The organism is Photobacterium sp. S4TG1 (assembly GCF_036040035.1).
In the GTDB taxonomy this organism is placed as follows: Bacteria; Pseudomonadota; Gammaproteobacteria; order Enterobacterales; family Vibrionaceae; genus Photobacterium.
The window spans coordinates 596438-610084 of sequence record NZ_JAYXUH010000001.1 but is presented as its reverse complement, the minus strand read 5'-3'; the positions used below and the strand labels follow the sequence as shown (position 1 = coordinate 610084).

Below are 13647 nucleotides of genomic sequence, written 5' to 3'. Positions count from 1 at the left end.
AGAGTAAACATGACATTAAATGAAGTGCATACCTCAAGCCTTATCGTTCACGTTAAGCCACAATATTTAGCAACGATTAGCCAACAGATTTTAGCTATACCGAACACAGAAATTCCTGCGACAAGTGAAGAAGGTAAAATTATCGTAGTACTTGAGACAGAGAACCAAGGCTACGTAACTGATGCAATTGATAAAATTAATAATTTAGACCATGTGTTAATTACTTTTTTGGTCTATCACCATATTGAGCACTACGATACACAAGCTGAGGGTAAGCTATGAAAATGACAAGAAGAGCATTTGTGAAGGCAAATGCTGCAGCATCAGCTGCTGCGGTAGCGGGTATTTCGTTGCCAGCATCAGCGACGAATTTAATTGTTAGTTCTGATGAAACGAAGATTAAATGGGATAAAGCGCCTTGTCGTTTTTGTGGTACAGGTTGTTCAGTTTTAGTCGGAACTCAAAATGGACGAGTCGTTGCCACTCAAGGTGATCCAAAAGCGCCTGTAAACAAAGGTCTTAATTGTATTAAAGGCTATTTCTTATCGAAAATAATGTACGGTAAAGATCGTTTACAAACACCATTGTTACGCATGAAAGATGGTGAGTACCATAAAGAAGGTGAGTTTACGCCTGTCTCATGGGATCACGCGTTTGATGTGATGGCTGAGAAGTGGAAAGCAGCATTGAAAAAGCAAGGTCCTACAGGTGTTGGTATGTTTGGCTCTGGTCAATGGACTGTTATGGAAGGCTATGCGGCTTCTAAAATGATGAAAGCAGGCTTTCGTTCAAACAATATAGATCCCAATGCCCGTCACTGTATGGCATCTGCGGTTGTTGGTTTTATTCGTACCTTTGGTATTGATGAGCCAATGGGGTGTTACGATGATTTAGAGCATGCAGATGTGTTTGTACTTTGGGGTTCAAATATGGCTGAAATGCACCCTGTATTATGGACACGAATGACTGATCGTCGTTTGAGTCATTCCCATGTAAAAGTAAATGTGTTATCGACTTATGAGCACCGCTCGTTTGAGCTAGCCGATAATGGCATGATTTTCCATCCGCAAACTGATTTAGCTATTGCCAACTATATTGCTAATTACATTATTGAAAATGATGCTGTGAATTGGGATTTTGTTAATAAACATACTCATTTCAAACGTGCTCAAACCGATATTGGCTACGGTTTACGTGATGATAATCCATTACAAAAGCAGGCTGAAAATCCTAATTCAGGTGAACTATTCCCAATGACATTTGATGAATATAAAGCGTCAGTTGCGGAATATACTCTTGAAAAAGCGTCACAAATGTCAGGTGTTGAACCTGAAAAACTGGTTGAGTTAGCTAAATATTATGCCGATCCTAAACTCAAAGTAATGTCTTTATGGACCATGGGAATGAACCAACATACTCGTGGTGTATGGATGCAAAGTTTGGTTTATAACTTGCATTTATTAACCGGTAAAATTTCAACGCCGGGTAATAGTCCATTTTCATTAACCGGTCAGCCTTCAGCATGTGGTACTGCACGTGAAGTCGGTACGTTTGCTCACCGTTTACCTGCTGATTTACTGGTTGCTAATCCTAAGCACCGTGCTATTGCTGAAAATATTTGGAAGTTGCCTGAAGGTACGATTCCACCCAAACCGGGTTACCACGCCGTGCAGCAAGATCGAATGCTGAATGACGGTAAATTAAACGCGTATTGGGTGATGTGTAATAACAACATGCAAGCAGGTCCTAATATTAATGAAGAACGTTTACCGGGTTACCGTAATCCAGATAACTTTATCGTGTGTTCTGACCCTTATCCAACAGTTACCGCTCAAGCGTCTGATCTGATTCTACCAACGGCAATGTGGGTTGAAAAAGAAGGCGCTTATGGTAATGCAGAGCGTCGTACTCAAGCTTGGTATCAACAAGTTAAAGCGCCTGGTGATGCTAAGTCTGATTTATGGCAGATCATGGAATTTTCAAAGCGGTTTAAGGTTGAAGAAGTGTGGGATGAAGCATTACTGAATAAGATGCCTCAGTATCGCGGTAAAACGATGTACGATATTTTATTTCTTAACGGTCACGTTGATAAGTTCCCATTAACCGAAGCGCAACCATTGAATGATGATGCTCAAGCACAAGGTTATTACGTTCAAAAAGGGCTCTTTGAAGAGTATGCAAGTTTTGGCCGTGGTCATGGGCATGATTTAGCACCTTATGATACTTATCATAAAGTTCGTGGCTTACGTTGGCCTGTCGTGGATGGCAAAGAAACCCAATGGCGTTTTAAAGAAGGATCTGATCCCTATGCTAAAAAAGGCTCAGGTTGGGACTTTTATGGTAAACCTGATGGTAAGGCATTAATCATTTCAGCACCCTATGAAGCACCACCGGAAGTGCCTGATCAAGATTATGATATGTGGCTATGTACTGGACGTGTGTTAGAGCATTGGCACACAGGTACCATGACACGTCGTGTACCAGAACTATATAAAGCAGTGCCAGATGCATTGTGTTATATCAATCCTCAAGATGCTAAAGCCCGTAATCTTCGTCGTGGTGATGAAGTGTTGCTATCTTCTCGTCGTGGTGAAGTGCGATGTAGAGTGGAAACGCGAGGCCGTAACCGTCCTCCTGTAGGCTTGGTATTTTTACCGTTTTTTGATGCCAATATTTTAGTTAATAAATTGATCTTGGATGCAACTGATCCATTGTCGAAACAGACAGATTTTAAGAAATGTCCTATCAAGATCACCAAGATCTAATCAATTAATTCAGCGAACGAGGGGTGTCGTTTGCTGTAACTAGAATATGTACCGAAACGGAGAACAGCATGAAGAAATTAATTTTTACAGTATTAGTTGCAGGACTGATGCTAACTGGTATTGCACATAGTGATGATAATAAAGTCACGACTGCAGCTGAAACCGCAACCACAACGGCAAATATTGCGGCGGCGGCGAAATTAGATAATCCTGGTGGTATTGGCGGTCTGGAATCATTGCGTGGTCAGGCTGAAATTGAAGCGACGCGTTCTGCTGATATGATGAAACATTATCCAAAAGATCAAGGGGTAATAGACAGTGATTATATTTATCAGCCACCATTAATCCCACATACCATTCGTCACTATGAAGTGTCACTTAACGCCAATAAATGTCTTGCATGCCACAGTTGGAAAAATTCCAAAGAGATGGGGGCAACCAAGATCAGTGTGACTCATTATGTGTCACCACAACAAGGTCAAGTGTTGTCTGATGTGTCACCTAGTCGTTATTTTTGTCTGCAATGTCATGTGCCTCAAGCCGATGCTAAGCCATTAGTTGAAAATGATTTTAAACGTGTAAGTGCATTACGTTAATCGTGACTGAATAGTAAAAGGTTGATCTATGAAGTTGTTAAAAACATTTTGGTTACGACTAAAAACACCCAGTAAAGTTGCTGTTGGACTTGTTCTCTTTATGGGATTTATGGGGGGATTATTGTTCTGGGGCGGGTTTAATACCGTCATGGAAAAAACCAACTCAGAAGAATTCTGTGCTGGATGTCATGCGCCAATCGTAAAAGAGATTCAAGAAACGATACACTTTTCCAACCGTTCAGGGGTAAGAGCGATTTGTTCAGACTGCCATGTGCCGCATAATTGGACGGATAAAATTGTGCGTAAGGTACAAGCTTCAAAAGAAATCGTCGCCCATATGATGGGAACGATTGATACGCCTGAAAAATTTAATGCTCGTCGTGGTCATTTAGCTGAACGAGAATGGCAGCGTATGAAAAATAATGATTCTCAAGAATGCCGTAATTGCCATCAGTTCAATTATATGGACTTTTCCGAGCAAGCACCTCGTAGTGCCAAACAACATTCGACTGCATTAGCATCCGGCGATAAAACCTGTGTTGATTGTCATAAGGGGATTGCCCATAAGTTACCAGATATGAAAGATGTAGCTGGGTGGCAATAAACCAAAGGAGAAACAATGAGTACGCTAGAATCGGTAATTTGGCATGTGTTGGGTTATGCGGCAATGCCGGTGATTATTCTGTCTGGTTTTGTGGCGGTTGCTGCTGTAAGTGTGTGGCTGTTGTCGCTAGGTAAAGACAAAAAAGTAAATTAAATAGCGTTAACAACGCAATAATGAAGCCATGATAATTCAAGTAACTACTTGGGTTATCATGGCTTTTTGTTTTTATATCGAATTATTGGATGTAAATTAGTGGTTATTTGTTAATTGCTGGTGGTTGATGTGTCATGAATTAATTGTTGTTCGATTAATCGGGTTCTAAATTGTTGTGCCCGTTTACGGTTGACGCCAAAATCAGAATAACCACTGCGAGAGATAGATCTTACATGCAGTTGTTGTGCGTGTTGCTTTACTTCAAAGTCATCGACAAACCCAAATACAGCACTGGTAACTTCAATATGAAAATAATTACCATCATGCTCAATCAACTTTGCCCCTGGTAACGTTTGGGCGACAGCAATAATATCAGACCAACGTTGAACACCTTGGGCTGTAAGTGTAAAAGGCGCAAGCTTAAATTTTTCACGTTGCTCAAGTGTCGATACACAATGAGATTTATTATCGCAAGGCATGTCTATTTGACGTTGCCATGGCGTTGTTTGGGGATCGGCACAACCACTGATTAACCCACCAATTGCCGTTATGAAACCAATAATTTTCATATTTTTTCTCATCATAGTGTACTGGCAGATATTAGATAAATACCAAAACCAATCCAAGAGGCAATGACAAGCCCCCACGGTAGCCAATGTTGCTTATAGATAATGTGTGGTGCTAATAATGGCGTATCGGTGGTTGTATTAGGTTGAGTATTTTTGACTTGCTGAGTTTTCTTCTTTAATTTATCGCGCTCTCTGGCTTTGGCTTTCTGTTGCTTTTTATATTGCTCTATCCCTTTTTGAATTCCTTGTGCGATAAGTTTAGTTTGCTCTTTTGTTTGGCCTTCTTTTTGCGTGGCTTTAGCAACGCGTAATGCTTCTATTTGTGTTTCTGCAGAAGGCGCTGTATTTTTTTTCATGGTCGTCATACGCACTAGTGACCTTATTGATAAATGGTTATAAGGGTGATTATATCTGATTACTTTATTTTAGCAGCAGTAGTGCTGTATGTATGGTTGTTGTTATATATGTTGAAATTTATATATTTACGGCTTTTTGTATGAAAATTCCAGTTTTAGATGAACGCGGTGTTAATATTATATTCATATTGTAACTTTATGATTAAAAAGAATTTAGTAGTCTTTATTAGCCATAGGTATTGGTTGATAAATAACCTTATTTTGTTGGTTTTAGATCAAAAAACGTGACTTGCACGGCAATATACATAAATGAAAAGTGCGGTATTCCACAAAAATAACGCTTCGATAGTACTTAATACGCAGTGATCGATTAGAGTCGAAATTAAGCCATAGTGTATTGATGTTATCTTAATTGATGCGTATTGAGTTGAACAGGTAAGAGGGAAGTTGTTTGCTTTATCCTATCAATGCTTATGATGATCATGGGCAGTTAAAATTAAATAAGATGCTATGGCTAGCGCTGATTTTTAATGCGAAAGCATTGGTGATTTTTATCATGGCGGGGGTGAGTCGAACCCAAGGCGGACAACTGCTTGAGTTGATTTATCCTCTTCGAGAAACACTTTATATAGGCATGGTGTTTGGAAGTCCTGCCTTATTATTAATGTGGTTATCGGGTCAGCGTAATAGCAATAATAAAGTTGTACATTATCTGTGGCAGCATGGACAAAAATTATTAATAGCTGCATACAGTATCGATTTTGCTTTGCAAATATATCATCTCGTGTTGAGTCAAGGTGCATTCTCTTGGGTTCGTGCATCAACCTTGTTATTAACTGTTTGGCTAGGATTGTATCTAGTTCGAAGTTCACGAGTAAGAGATGTGTTTGCGTATTAGCTTGTAGAGAGGTAATCGCAATGGAAAAGTTAACAATGGGTAAGGGACAATTATTTCTTAGTTCATTACTGAGCCCATTAGCTATGGCTGATTGGTTGTTAGATGTGAGTTTTGAAATACACAGTGCTTGTCGCTTACGACAGATGGTAAATACATCATTGTCTTTATTACCTGGCGAAGAAACCATTTTCTTTGAAGGGTTAAGTGAAGATAATCATCATTCATATCGTGAAGTGGTCGGCAGTGCGCAATTACTCGATGTTTCGGCGGAAAGCGTTAGCATTGCATTACAAGTACAAGAACGATTAGATGATGGTGGGTGGCGAACTATTTTAGCGCAAACATTATCGACGGGATTAAATATGCCAATGCTGTTTGAATCTGGCGAACCCAATTGTGAGCATGTTAAATTACAAGTTGAGGTGATGACCGCATAAGCCATCAATTAAATATGAGTTACGATTATATATAAGAAACGCGACTATTTTATAGTGGCGTTTTTTTATGGCTGCTTATAAATAGTCTACAATAATGGCTGTAGTTTTATACTAATTACAATAAGTATCTGACTTTACTGAATGATCTCTTACGTTATTTTCAATAATGGATACCCATGAGGGTGATAGGGAATGTAATACTTTTAAAGGTCTTCAATTAATGAGTAGGATTACCTATGAGCGGCTCAATGATTTTAGATGTCTGTATTCAAGAACAATAGGAAAAGTGCCATAGAGGTGGTCTAGTGCGCTTTTATAAGCAAAGATAGGTTTATAATAGATAAAAAAAACGCAGCTAGAAAGCTGCGTTTTTTATTAAGATAGTAACTATCTTATTTCTTGATGCGTAGTACTGGTGTTTCACCAACGTTTACTGCACCAGATAGCTTGATTAGCTCTTTGATCTCGTCCATGTTAGAGATAACAACTGGCGTCAATGTTGACTTAGCTTTCTCTTCTAGAAGTGCAAGATCGAATTCGATGATAGTGTCGCCAACTTTAACAGATTGGCCTTCTTCAGCGATGCGAGTAAAACCTTCGCCTTTAAGTTCAACAGTATCAATACCGAAGTGAACAAAAAGTTCGATGCCATCGTCAGACTCAATAGAGAAAGCGTGGTTAGTTTCAAAAATCTTACCGATAGTACCGTTTACTGGTGCAACCATTTTGTTGCCAGTTGGTTTGATAGCAATACCATCACCAACAATTTTTTCAGCAAATACTACATCAGGCACATCTTCGATGTTAACGATTTCGCCAGAAAGTGGTGCGATAATTTCAATTACACTAGCTTCACTGCTGTCGTCAGAAACCATTTTCTTTAATTTGTCAAACAGGCCCATATCGTTGCTCCTAAGCGTTGTTATTTTATCTGCAGCTATATTTTATTAGCAGATGGTCTTTTCTGCGATGAATTTTTCTACGTGCTCTTCAATCTCTGCTGCTGTAGGAAGAGTTAATGCATACTCTGCCATTGCTTTAACGTCAGCAAAGTTAGCATTACGGATAACTTTCTTAACGCGAGGGATAGAAATAGCACTCATGCTGAACTCGTCCAGACCCATACCTAGTAGAAGTAGAGTTGCACGTTCGTCGCCAGCAAGTTCACCACACATACCTGTCCACTTACCTTCAACGTGAGAAGCATCAATAACTTGCTTGATCACAGTAAGTACAGCAGGCGATAGTGGATTGTAGAGATGAGAGATAAGCTCATTACCACGGTCAACTGCTAGAGTATACTGGGTTAAATCGTTGGTACCAATACTAAAGAAAGAAACTTCTTTCGCTAAGTGGTGTGCAATCGCTGCGGCTGCTGGTGTTTCAACCATAACACCGATCTCGATGTTAGTGTCAAACGCTAAACCTTCAGCAGTTAATTCAACCTTAAATTCTTCGATAGCTGCTTTTAATGTACGTACTTCTTCAACCGAAATAATCATCGGGAACATGATACGTACTTTACCGTGTGCTGACGCACGCAGAATAGCACGGAATTGGTCACGAAGTATTTCACGACGATCTAGGCTGATACGAATTGCACGCCAACCCAAGAATGGGTTCATTTCTTTAGGAAGATCTAAGTAAGGTAGATCTTTATCACCACCGATATCCATAGTACGGATAATCACTGGCTCGCCATGCATTGCTTCTGCAACTTCTTTATATGCTTGGTACTGTTCTTCTTCTGTAGGTAAAGAATCACGGTCCATGAACAAGAATTCAGTACGGTATAGACCAACGCCTTCACCGCCATTACGGTTAACGCCAGCACAATCTTTAACTGTACCAATGTTACCGCATACTTCAACTTGCTTGCCATCAAGTGTAATAGCAGGAAGATCTTTTAGCTTAGCTAGTTCTTCTTGCTCTGCTTTATTAGCATCACGGATAGCTTTAAATTTGTTTAGTTCATCATCAGTTGGGTTGATAACAATCTGGTTATTGATTGCATCAAGAACTAACATATCGCCGTTCTTAACTAAAGATGTAATGTTATTTGTGCCTACAATTGCAGGGATTTCTAGTGAACGTGCCATGATAGAAGTGTGTGAAGTACGACCACCAATATCAGTAATGAAACCAAGAACGAACTCTAGATTAATTTGTGCTGTTTCTGAAGGTGTTAGGTCGTTAGCAACCAAAATCACCTGCTCATTAATAGCACTTAAATTAATAACATTAATACCTAATGCGTTTTTAATAAAACGGCTGCCGATATCACGGATATCGCTTGCACGTTCTTTTAAGTATTCGTCATCAAGTGATTCAAGGGTTTGCGCTTGTTCTTCAATGATAGAATAAATCGCGTAATCCGCTGAATGCTTATCTTTAATAAGGGCTATGATCTCTTCTTCTAGCTCCTCATCTTCAAGCAACATGATGTGACCTTCAAAGATGGCTTCTTTCTCTTCACCAAAGGTGACACGTGCTTTTTCTTTGATAACTTCAAGTTGCTCAGAAGATTTTTTTCGAGCGTCGAAGAAACGTTGAATTTCGTTATCGATCTGGTCTGCAGCGATTGGAGTTTTGTTTAGAACAATCTCTTCTTCTTGCAATAGCAATGCTTTACCGAAAGCAATACCAGGAGACGCCAGGATACCTGAAATCATAGCCTTACCTTTAAATTAACTAAAAACTGGAAACTCGTTTGTATACAAACTTAGCTTAGATTTCGCGGAACATTGCGATTTCAGCGCCGTCGTGTAGCTCTGTAAGAGTTACTAGCTTATCTACTGCTTCTTGAGCTTGTGCACCTTCAGCTGCGATAGTAATAACTGCACCTTTAACTAGGCCAAGAGTTTGAAGTTTAAATAAGCTCTTAGCACTTGCACTCTTACCGTTTGAAGTTACTGTGATGTCAGCTTCAAATGATTTTGCGTCTTTAACGAACTGTGCCGCTGGACGAGTGTGTAGGCCGTTTGGTGCAGTAATTTCAACTTGCTTCTGATACATATTTCACCCCGATTTAGATATAGTTGTTATATTAATAGTTTGCTTTATAAGCTATAACCGCTGTGATTATAGTCTCAACACATTATGTAAGTAGTATAAACTACCTAATAACATGCCGTCTTAGCTTTAATCCAAGTCAAAGTTTTATGAAAAACTTTTTTTGGTATTAATCAAAATTGACTAATAATTGTCCTTTTATTTTGATGCTAAAAATAAAGCGCATCAGCTTTATAGTAAAGCTAAGAATAAAATGCAACAAAAAAGCCCGCAAAGGGCCTTTTTGAGTGTGGATATACCTATATAACATCACAAAGTGTGATCACTGTTGGGTTTCTTTTTCTGTGAACAGATCCGCAAAAAGTGCTGTAGATAAGTAGCGCTCGCCTGAGCTGGGTAAAATAACAACAATATTTTTATTTGCAAATTCAGGTCGAGCAGCAATATTATTTGCCGCGACAACAGCGGCTCCTGATGAAATTCCAGCCAGAATACCTTCTTCATCCATTAAGCGGCGCGCCATATCAATAGCATCTTGTGAGCTGACCTGCTCAATTTCATCAATTAAGGTTAAATCAAGGTTGCCAGGAATAAAGCCCGCACCGATACCTTGAATTTTATGAGGGGCTGGTTGAACCGTATCGCCATTGACGGTTTGAGTCATTACTGGCGACTCTGATGGCTCAACAGCAACAACAGTAATCGCTTTGCCTTGTTGTTGTTTGATGTAACGGCTTACGCCTGTAATTGTGCCCCCAGTACCAACACCAGAGACGAAAACATCAACTTCACCATCGGTGGCATCCCAAATTTCAGGGCCAGTAGTTTTTTCATGAATAGCAGGGTTCGCTGGGTTATTAAATTGCTGTAACAATAGATATTTACTTGGATTTGAATTGACAATTTCTTCTGCTTTATCAATTGCTCCTTTCATGCCTTTTGCTGCTTCAGTGAGAATCAATGTTGCACCAAGGGCTTTTAATAATTTTCGACGCTCAAGGCTCATGCTTTCAGGCATGGTTAAGGTAAGCTTATAGCCACGAGCTGCTGCCACAAAAGCGAGTGCAACACCAGTATTACCGCTAGTGGGTTCTACCAGTTCAACCCCTTCTTTTAATAAGCCATTTTTCTCTGCTTCCCATACCATATTGGCACCGATGCGGCATTTAACACTAAAGCTAGGATTTCGTGCTTCAATTTTTGCGAGCACCTTACCATTACTGACACGATTCAGACGTACCAGCGGAGTGTTACCAATAGTGAGAGAATTATCTTCGTATATTTTGCTCATACTTCGTTCCTTCGTGACAAATTAAACTCAATGTTGAATAGATCAAGCATATACCTGTCTCAATATTTGCAAAGTAATTAATGGTTATATCTTATTGTTATTATGTGACAGTGAATACTGTACTGAGTGTCTAGCTTGTAAATGATGATGGTTTTTTGTCGCTTAAGTGACATTTTTTTATTGAAAGTAAAAGCAAATAAGGTCAATGCAACAATAGTGATTGACCTTTATTTAGCGATAAATTTAGATTAATAGCGTTTAAATTGTGTGCGGTAATGATCAACCCACATAGCGGTTGCACCACATACGGCAATTGGCATTACAAATAAGTTAATGATAGGCACCATGGTTAATAGCATAACGACAGCGCCAAAACTTAATGCTTGACCTCTTTTTTGTTTAAGAGCATCGCGCATCTCAGGGAATGGTACTTTATGGTTATCAAATGGATAATCAACATATTGGATAGTCATCATCCAAGCATTAAATAAGAACCATAACACCGGTGCGACTGTCTGGCCGATGGCTGGAATCCACATTAAAATAAGTAATCCAATCGCTTTAGGCAGATAATATTTAAGCTTGATCCATTCTCGACCCATGGTGCGAGGGAGATCTTTTATTAATGCTTTTAAATTATCATCGGGAGGGGTTTGCCCGGTTAGTTTGGCCTCAAGATATTCAGCTAATAATCCATTAAATGGTGCTGCAATCCAGTTTGCAATCGTACTAAAGAAGTATGAGAAAGTTACCAGAGCTGCAATCGCCAGTAATGGCCATAAAATATAAGAAAGCCAATCAAGCCAACTTGGTAAGTAGCTTAGCCAATGGTTAATCCAACCACTAAGATGATCTAATAAAGTGGCAAAAGCACTACCAAGTAATACAATATTGATCAATAAAGGAATAAGAACAAAACGTCGCGTTCCTGGTTGTGAGGCGAGTTTTAGGCCTTGAAAAAAATAACCAGCACCGCTGGTTGTTGGTTGTATATTATGCTGCTGTGGCATTTCTTTCTCCTGAACAAGCATTTTTTAGTGTTTTACTGTTCATTTGTTTAGGTTTCTTTATCAATGTTAACGGTAGCGGTAGGATGGAATCAAACCACAAAATTGTTGTCACTACTTTAACAACAAAATAAAAAGGATGAGTCATAATACAAAAATGATGTAAATTTGTACAAAAAACGTCAAGCTGACACTATCCTTGATGGAATCTCGATATTCATGTTCTCATTGTCAAGTGAGTTTTGGTACAGTAAGTCATTCGGTGAGAAATTCTAACTAGATATTAAGTTTCCTAGTAGATTTTTTTCTATTATTAACCCCGTAAAGGGACAACGAGTTAATTTAGAGTATTCATATGCAGGAATTGCGTCTGGTTCTTATTATTGTTGGTGCGTTAGCAATCGCAGCGCTTCTTTTTCATGGTCTATGGACAAGTAGAAAAGAAAAACCAGCTAAATTTGGTGAGAAACCACTAAGTAAAATAGATGAAGCAAATCTTGATAGTCAAGATATTGCACAAGAGAGTGTTAGTGACGTCCGTGTTGTGAATACTGCGCCGGAAGTGACTGAGACTAAATCAAACCAAGTAGACACTATAACAACGACAACAAAACCAGTGTCAAAACGTAAAGAACCCGGTTTTAGTTTTGGTGAACGACCTCAACATGATCCATTATTAGGTGAAACTGCGCCTCAAAGCACAATTACACCAGCAAAAGTCGTTTCAAATGAGCGTATTGAGCCACAAATGCACATTGGTTCACCAGCTCAACCAAGTGTTGCGCCTCAGCCAAGTGTTGCGCCTCAGCCAAGTGTTGCGCCTCAGCCAAGTGTTGCGCCTCAGCCAAGTGTTGCGCCTCAGCCAAGTGTTGCGCCTCAACCAAGTGTTGCGCCTCAGCCAAGTGTTGCGCCTCAGCCAAGTGCTGCGCCTCAGCCAAGTGCTGCGCCTCAGCCAAGTGTTGCGCCTCAGCCAAGTGTTGCGCCTCAGCCAAGTGTTGCGCCTCAACCAAGTGTTGCGCCTCAACCAAGTGTTGCAGCTCAGCCAAGCGTTGCGCCTCAACCAAGTGTTGCGCCTCAACCAAGTGTTGCGCCTCAACCAAGTGTTGCAGCTCAGCCAAGCGTTGCGCCTCAACCAAGCGTTGCGCCTCAACCAAGCGTTGCAGCTCAGCCAAGCGCTGCGCCTCAACCAAGCGTTGCGCCTCAACCAAGCGTTGCAGCTCAACCAAGCGTTGCAACTGAAGTTACGGATGTTAAGCCAACAATTACAGAAGATGTAACGATTGCTCCAACTCCTATTTTTACACCAGTAGATGAAGATGAAATCAAAGCGGAAGTTGTTACCGCTGTAGTACCTGAACCTGAGGTTATTTCAGAGCCTGAAACTATTGTTGAGCCTGAAGTTTTACCTGAGCCTGAACCTCTACCACCAAGTTATTTATCTGTTTGTGTACATGCTCGTAAGGGGAAAGTGCTACGTGGTCCATCATTATTTGCTTGTTTAGAGCGTAATGGATTAATCTTTGGTGAGAATTCAGTTTTCCATCGTCATGCTGATTTAGCTGGCACTGAACCTGTTATTTTCTCAGTGACTAACTTGCTTAATCCTGGCACATTTCCTGAAACGAATTATCAACATTTTGAAACTCCCGGGATTGGTTTTTTCTTAATGTTGCCGTGTCATGGTAAAGCGTCAAGTAACTTCAATATGATGTTGCAAACAGCGCAGCAAATTGCCGACCAACTTAATGCGGATGTGATGGATCAAGATCGTGTGATGATCACACCAAATCGTATTGCAGCATATCGAGAAAAATCAGTAAAATATAATCAATGCTAAATTGATAAACTATTATTATTGATGAAAATTCAGGCTCCTTCGGGGGCCTGAATTTTATTGTATCTACTGATATAACCATAATGATTTACTGTTTTGTAATCCGAGTCATTAATCAACATTTT

The 13647-nt window shown here is 39.9% G+C and carries 15 protein-coding genes; 8 read left to right on the top strand and 7 right to left on the bottom strand.

Features of this window, described 5'->3' with window-relative positions:
* The first annotated feature begins 9 nt into the window (after positions 1 to 9).
* The 5 genes from VXS03_RS02960 to VXS03_RS02940 all read left to right on the top strand — a co-directional run bounded on the left by VXS03_RS02960 (position 10) and on the right by VXS03_RS02940 (position 4118).
* Entirely contained in the window at positions 10 to 282 is a 273-nt protein-coding gene (locus VXS03_RS02960; protein WP_080157079.1) for a chaperone NapD, read from the top strand.
* Entirely contained in the window at positions 279 to 2765 is a 2487-nt protein-coding gene (napA, locus tag VXS03_RS02955) for a periplasmic nitrate reductase subunit alpha (RefSeq protein ID WP_327761893.1), read from the top strand. The genes VXS03_RS02960 and napA overlap by 4 nt, the downstream gene beginning before the upstream one ends.
* Before the next feature lie 68 nt (positions 2766 to 2833).
* The gene (locus VXS03_RS02950) at positions 2834 to 3361 is read left to right on the top strand and encodes a nitrate reductase cytochrome c-type subunit (RefSeq protein ID WP_327761892.1); all 528 of its coding nucleotides are present in this window, start codon (positions 2834 to 2836) and stop codon (positions 3359 to 3361) included.
* Between the two features lie 28 nt (positions 3362 to 3389).
* A complete protein-coding gene (locus VXS03_RS02945) occupies positions 3390 to 3965 on the top strand; it encodes a NapC/NirT family cytochrome c (protein ID WP_060999543.1) in 576 nt (191 codons plus the stop codon).
* A 15-nt stretch (positions 3966 to 3980) separates the two neighbouring features.
* On the top strand, positions 3981 to 4118 hold the full coding sequence (locus VXS03_RS02940) for a TIGR02808 family protein (RefSeq protein ID WP_080157073.1): 138 nt from the start codon (positions 3981 to 3983) through the stop codon (positions 4116 to 4118).
* Between the two features lie 110 nt (positions 4119 to 4228).
* Here the strand turns inward: VXS03_RS02940 and VXS03_RS02935 are convergent, their stop codons facing one another.
* Complete coding sequence (locus VXS03_RS02935) at positions 4229 to 4687, bottom strand: DUF1499 domain-containing protein (RefSeq protein ID WP_327761891.1); 459 nt, start codon at positions 4685 to 4687, stop codon at positions 4229 to 4231.
* An 11-nt stretch (positions 4688 to 4698) separates the two neighbouring features.
* Positions 4699 to 5052, bottom strand: a complete 354-nt coding sequence (locus VXS03_RS02930) for a DUF2956 domain-containing protein (RefSeq protein WP_327761890.1) — start codon at positions 5050 to 5052, stop codon at positions 4699 to 4701.
* 442 nt (positions 5053 to 5494) lie between these two features.
* Here VXS03_RS02930 and VXS03_RS02925 point away from each other — a divergent pair, with 442 nt between their 5' ends.
* Together VXS03_RS02925 and VXS03_RS02920 are read left to right on the top strand one after the other, a co-directional pair.
* Positions 5495 to 5941: a DUF2919 domain-containing protein gene (locus tag VXS03_RS02925; protein ID WP_327761889.1), complete on the top strand. Its 447-nt coding sequence runs from the start codon at positions 5495 to 5497 to the stop codon at positions 5939 to 5941.
* Between the two features lie 20 nt (positions 5942 to 5961).
* Entirely contained in the window at positions 5962 to 6378 is a 417-nt protein-coding gene (locus tag VXS03_RS02920) for a hypothetical protein (protein WP_327761888.1), read from the top strand.
* A 392-nt stretch (positions 6379 to 6770) separates the two neighbouring features.
* Here the strand turns inward: VXS03_RS02920 and crr are convergent, their stop codons facing one another.
* From crr to cysZ, 5 genes are all read right to left on the bottom strand, one after another.
* Positions 6771 to 7280: a PTS glucose transporter subunit IIA gene (crr, locus tag VXS03_RS02915; protein ID WP_080157069.1), complete on the bottom strand. Its 510-nt coding sequence runs from the start codon at positions 7278 to 7280 to the stop codon at positions 6771 to 6773.
* A gap of 45 nt (positions 7281 to 7325) precedes the next feature.
* Complete coding sequence (gene ptsI, locus VXS03_RS02910; protein WP_327761886.1) at positions 7326 to 9050, bottom strand: phosphoenolpyruvate-protein phosphotransferase PtsI; 1725 nt, start codon at positions 9048 to 9050, stop codon at positions 7326 to 7328.
* Between the two features lie 55 nt (positions 9051 to 9105).
* On the bottom strand, positions 9106 to 9393 hold the full coding sequence (locus tag VXS03_RS02905) for an HPr family phosphocarrier protein (RefSeq protein WP_045037604.1): 288 nt from the start codon (positions 9391 to 9393) through the stop codon (positions 9106 to 9108).
* Positions 9394 to 9712: 319 nt separating this feature from the next.
* Positions 9713 to 10681 (bottom strand): cysteine synthase A, encoded by a 969-nt coding sequence (cysK, locus tag VXS03_RS02900; protein WP_327761884.1) that lies wholly within the window; start codon positions 10679 to 10681, stop codon positions 9713 to 9715.
* Positions 10682 to 10929: 248 nt separating this feature from the next.
* Complete coding sequence (gene cysZ / locus VXS03_RS02895) at positions 10930 to 11691, bottom strand: sulfate transporter CysZ (protein WP_327761882.1); 762 nt, start codon at positions 11689 to 11691, stop codon at positions 10930 to 10932.
* A gap of 352 nt (positions 11692 to 12043) precedes the next feature.
* Here cysZ and zipA point away from each other — a divergent pair, with 352 nt between their 5' ends.
* Entirely contained in the window at positions 12044 to 13525 is a 1482-nt protein-coding gene (gene zipA, locus VXS03_RS02890; RefSeq protein ID WP_327761881.1) for a cell division protein ZipA, read from the top strand.
* Positions 13526 to 13647: the final 122 nt, after the last annotated feature.

What these genes read in the sequence shown, in the direction of transcription:
- VXS03_RS02905 (WP_045037604.1), bottom strand. Translation starts at nt 9,393, where the DNA reads ATGTATCAGAAGCAAGTTGAAATTACTGCACCAAACGGCCTACACACT.
- crr (WP_080157069.1), bottom strand. Translation starts at nt 7,280, where the DNA reads ATGGGCCTGTTTGACAAATTAAAGAAAATGGTTTCTGACGACAGCAGT.
- cysK (WP_327761884.1), bottom strand. Translation starts at nt 10,681, where the DNA reads ATGAGCAAAATATACGAAGATAATTCTCTCACTATTGGTAACACTCCG.
- VXS03_RS02945 (WP_060999543.1), top strand. Translation starts at nt 3,390, where the DNA reads ATGAAGTTGTTAAAAACATTTTGGTTACGACTAAAAACACCCAGTAAA.
- ptsI (WP_327761886.1), bottom strand. Translation starts at nt 9,050, where the DNA reads ATGATTTCAGGTATCCTGGCGTCTCCTGGTATTGCTTTCGGTAAAGCA.
- VXS03_RS02940 (WP_080157073.1), top strand. Translation starts at nt 3,981, where the DNA reads ATGAGTACGCTAGAATCGGTAATTTGGCATGTGTTGGGTTATGCGGCA.
- napA (WP_327761893.1), top strand. Translation starts at nt 279, where the DNA reads ATGAAAATGACAAGAAGAGCATTTGTGAAGGCAAATGCTGCAGCATCA.
- VXS03_RS02930 (WP_327761890.1), bottom strand. Translation starts at nt 5,052, where the DNA reads ATGACGACCATGAAAAAAAATACAGCGCCTTCTGCAGAAACACAAATA.
- VXS03_RS02960 (WP_080157079.1), top strand. Translation starts at nt 10, where the DNA reads ATGACATTAAATGAAGTGCATACCTCAAGCCTTATCGTTCACGTTAAG.
- cysZ (WP_327761882.1), bottom strand. Translation starts at nt 11,691, where the DNA reads ATGCCACAGCAGCATAATATACAACCAACAACCAGCGGTGCTGGTTAT.
- zipA (WP_327761881.1), top strand. Translation starts at nt 12,044, where the DNA reads ATGCAGGAATTGCGTCTGGTTCTTATTATTGTTGGTGCGTTAGCAATC.
- VXS03_RS02950 (WP_327761892.1), top strand. Translation starts at nt 2,834, where the DNA reads ATGAAGAAATTAATTTTTACAGTATTAGTTGCAGGACTGATGCTAACT.
- VXS03_RS02920 (WP_327761888.1), top strand. Translation starts at nt 5,962, where the DNA reads ATGGAAAAGTTAACAATGGGTAAGGGACAATTATTTCTTAGTTCATTA.
- VXS03_RS02935 (WP_327761891.1), bottom strand. Translation starts at nt 4,687, where the DNA reads ATGAAAATTATTGGTTTCATAACGGCAATTGGTGGGTTAATCAGTGGT.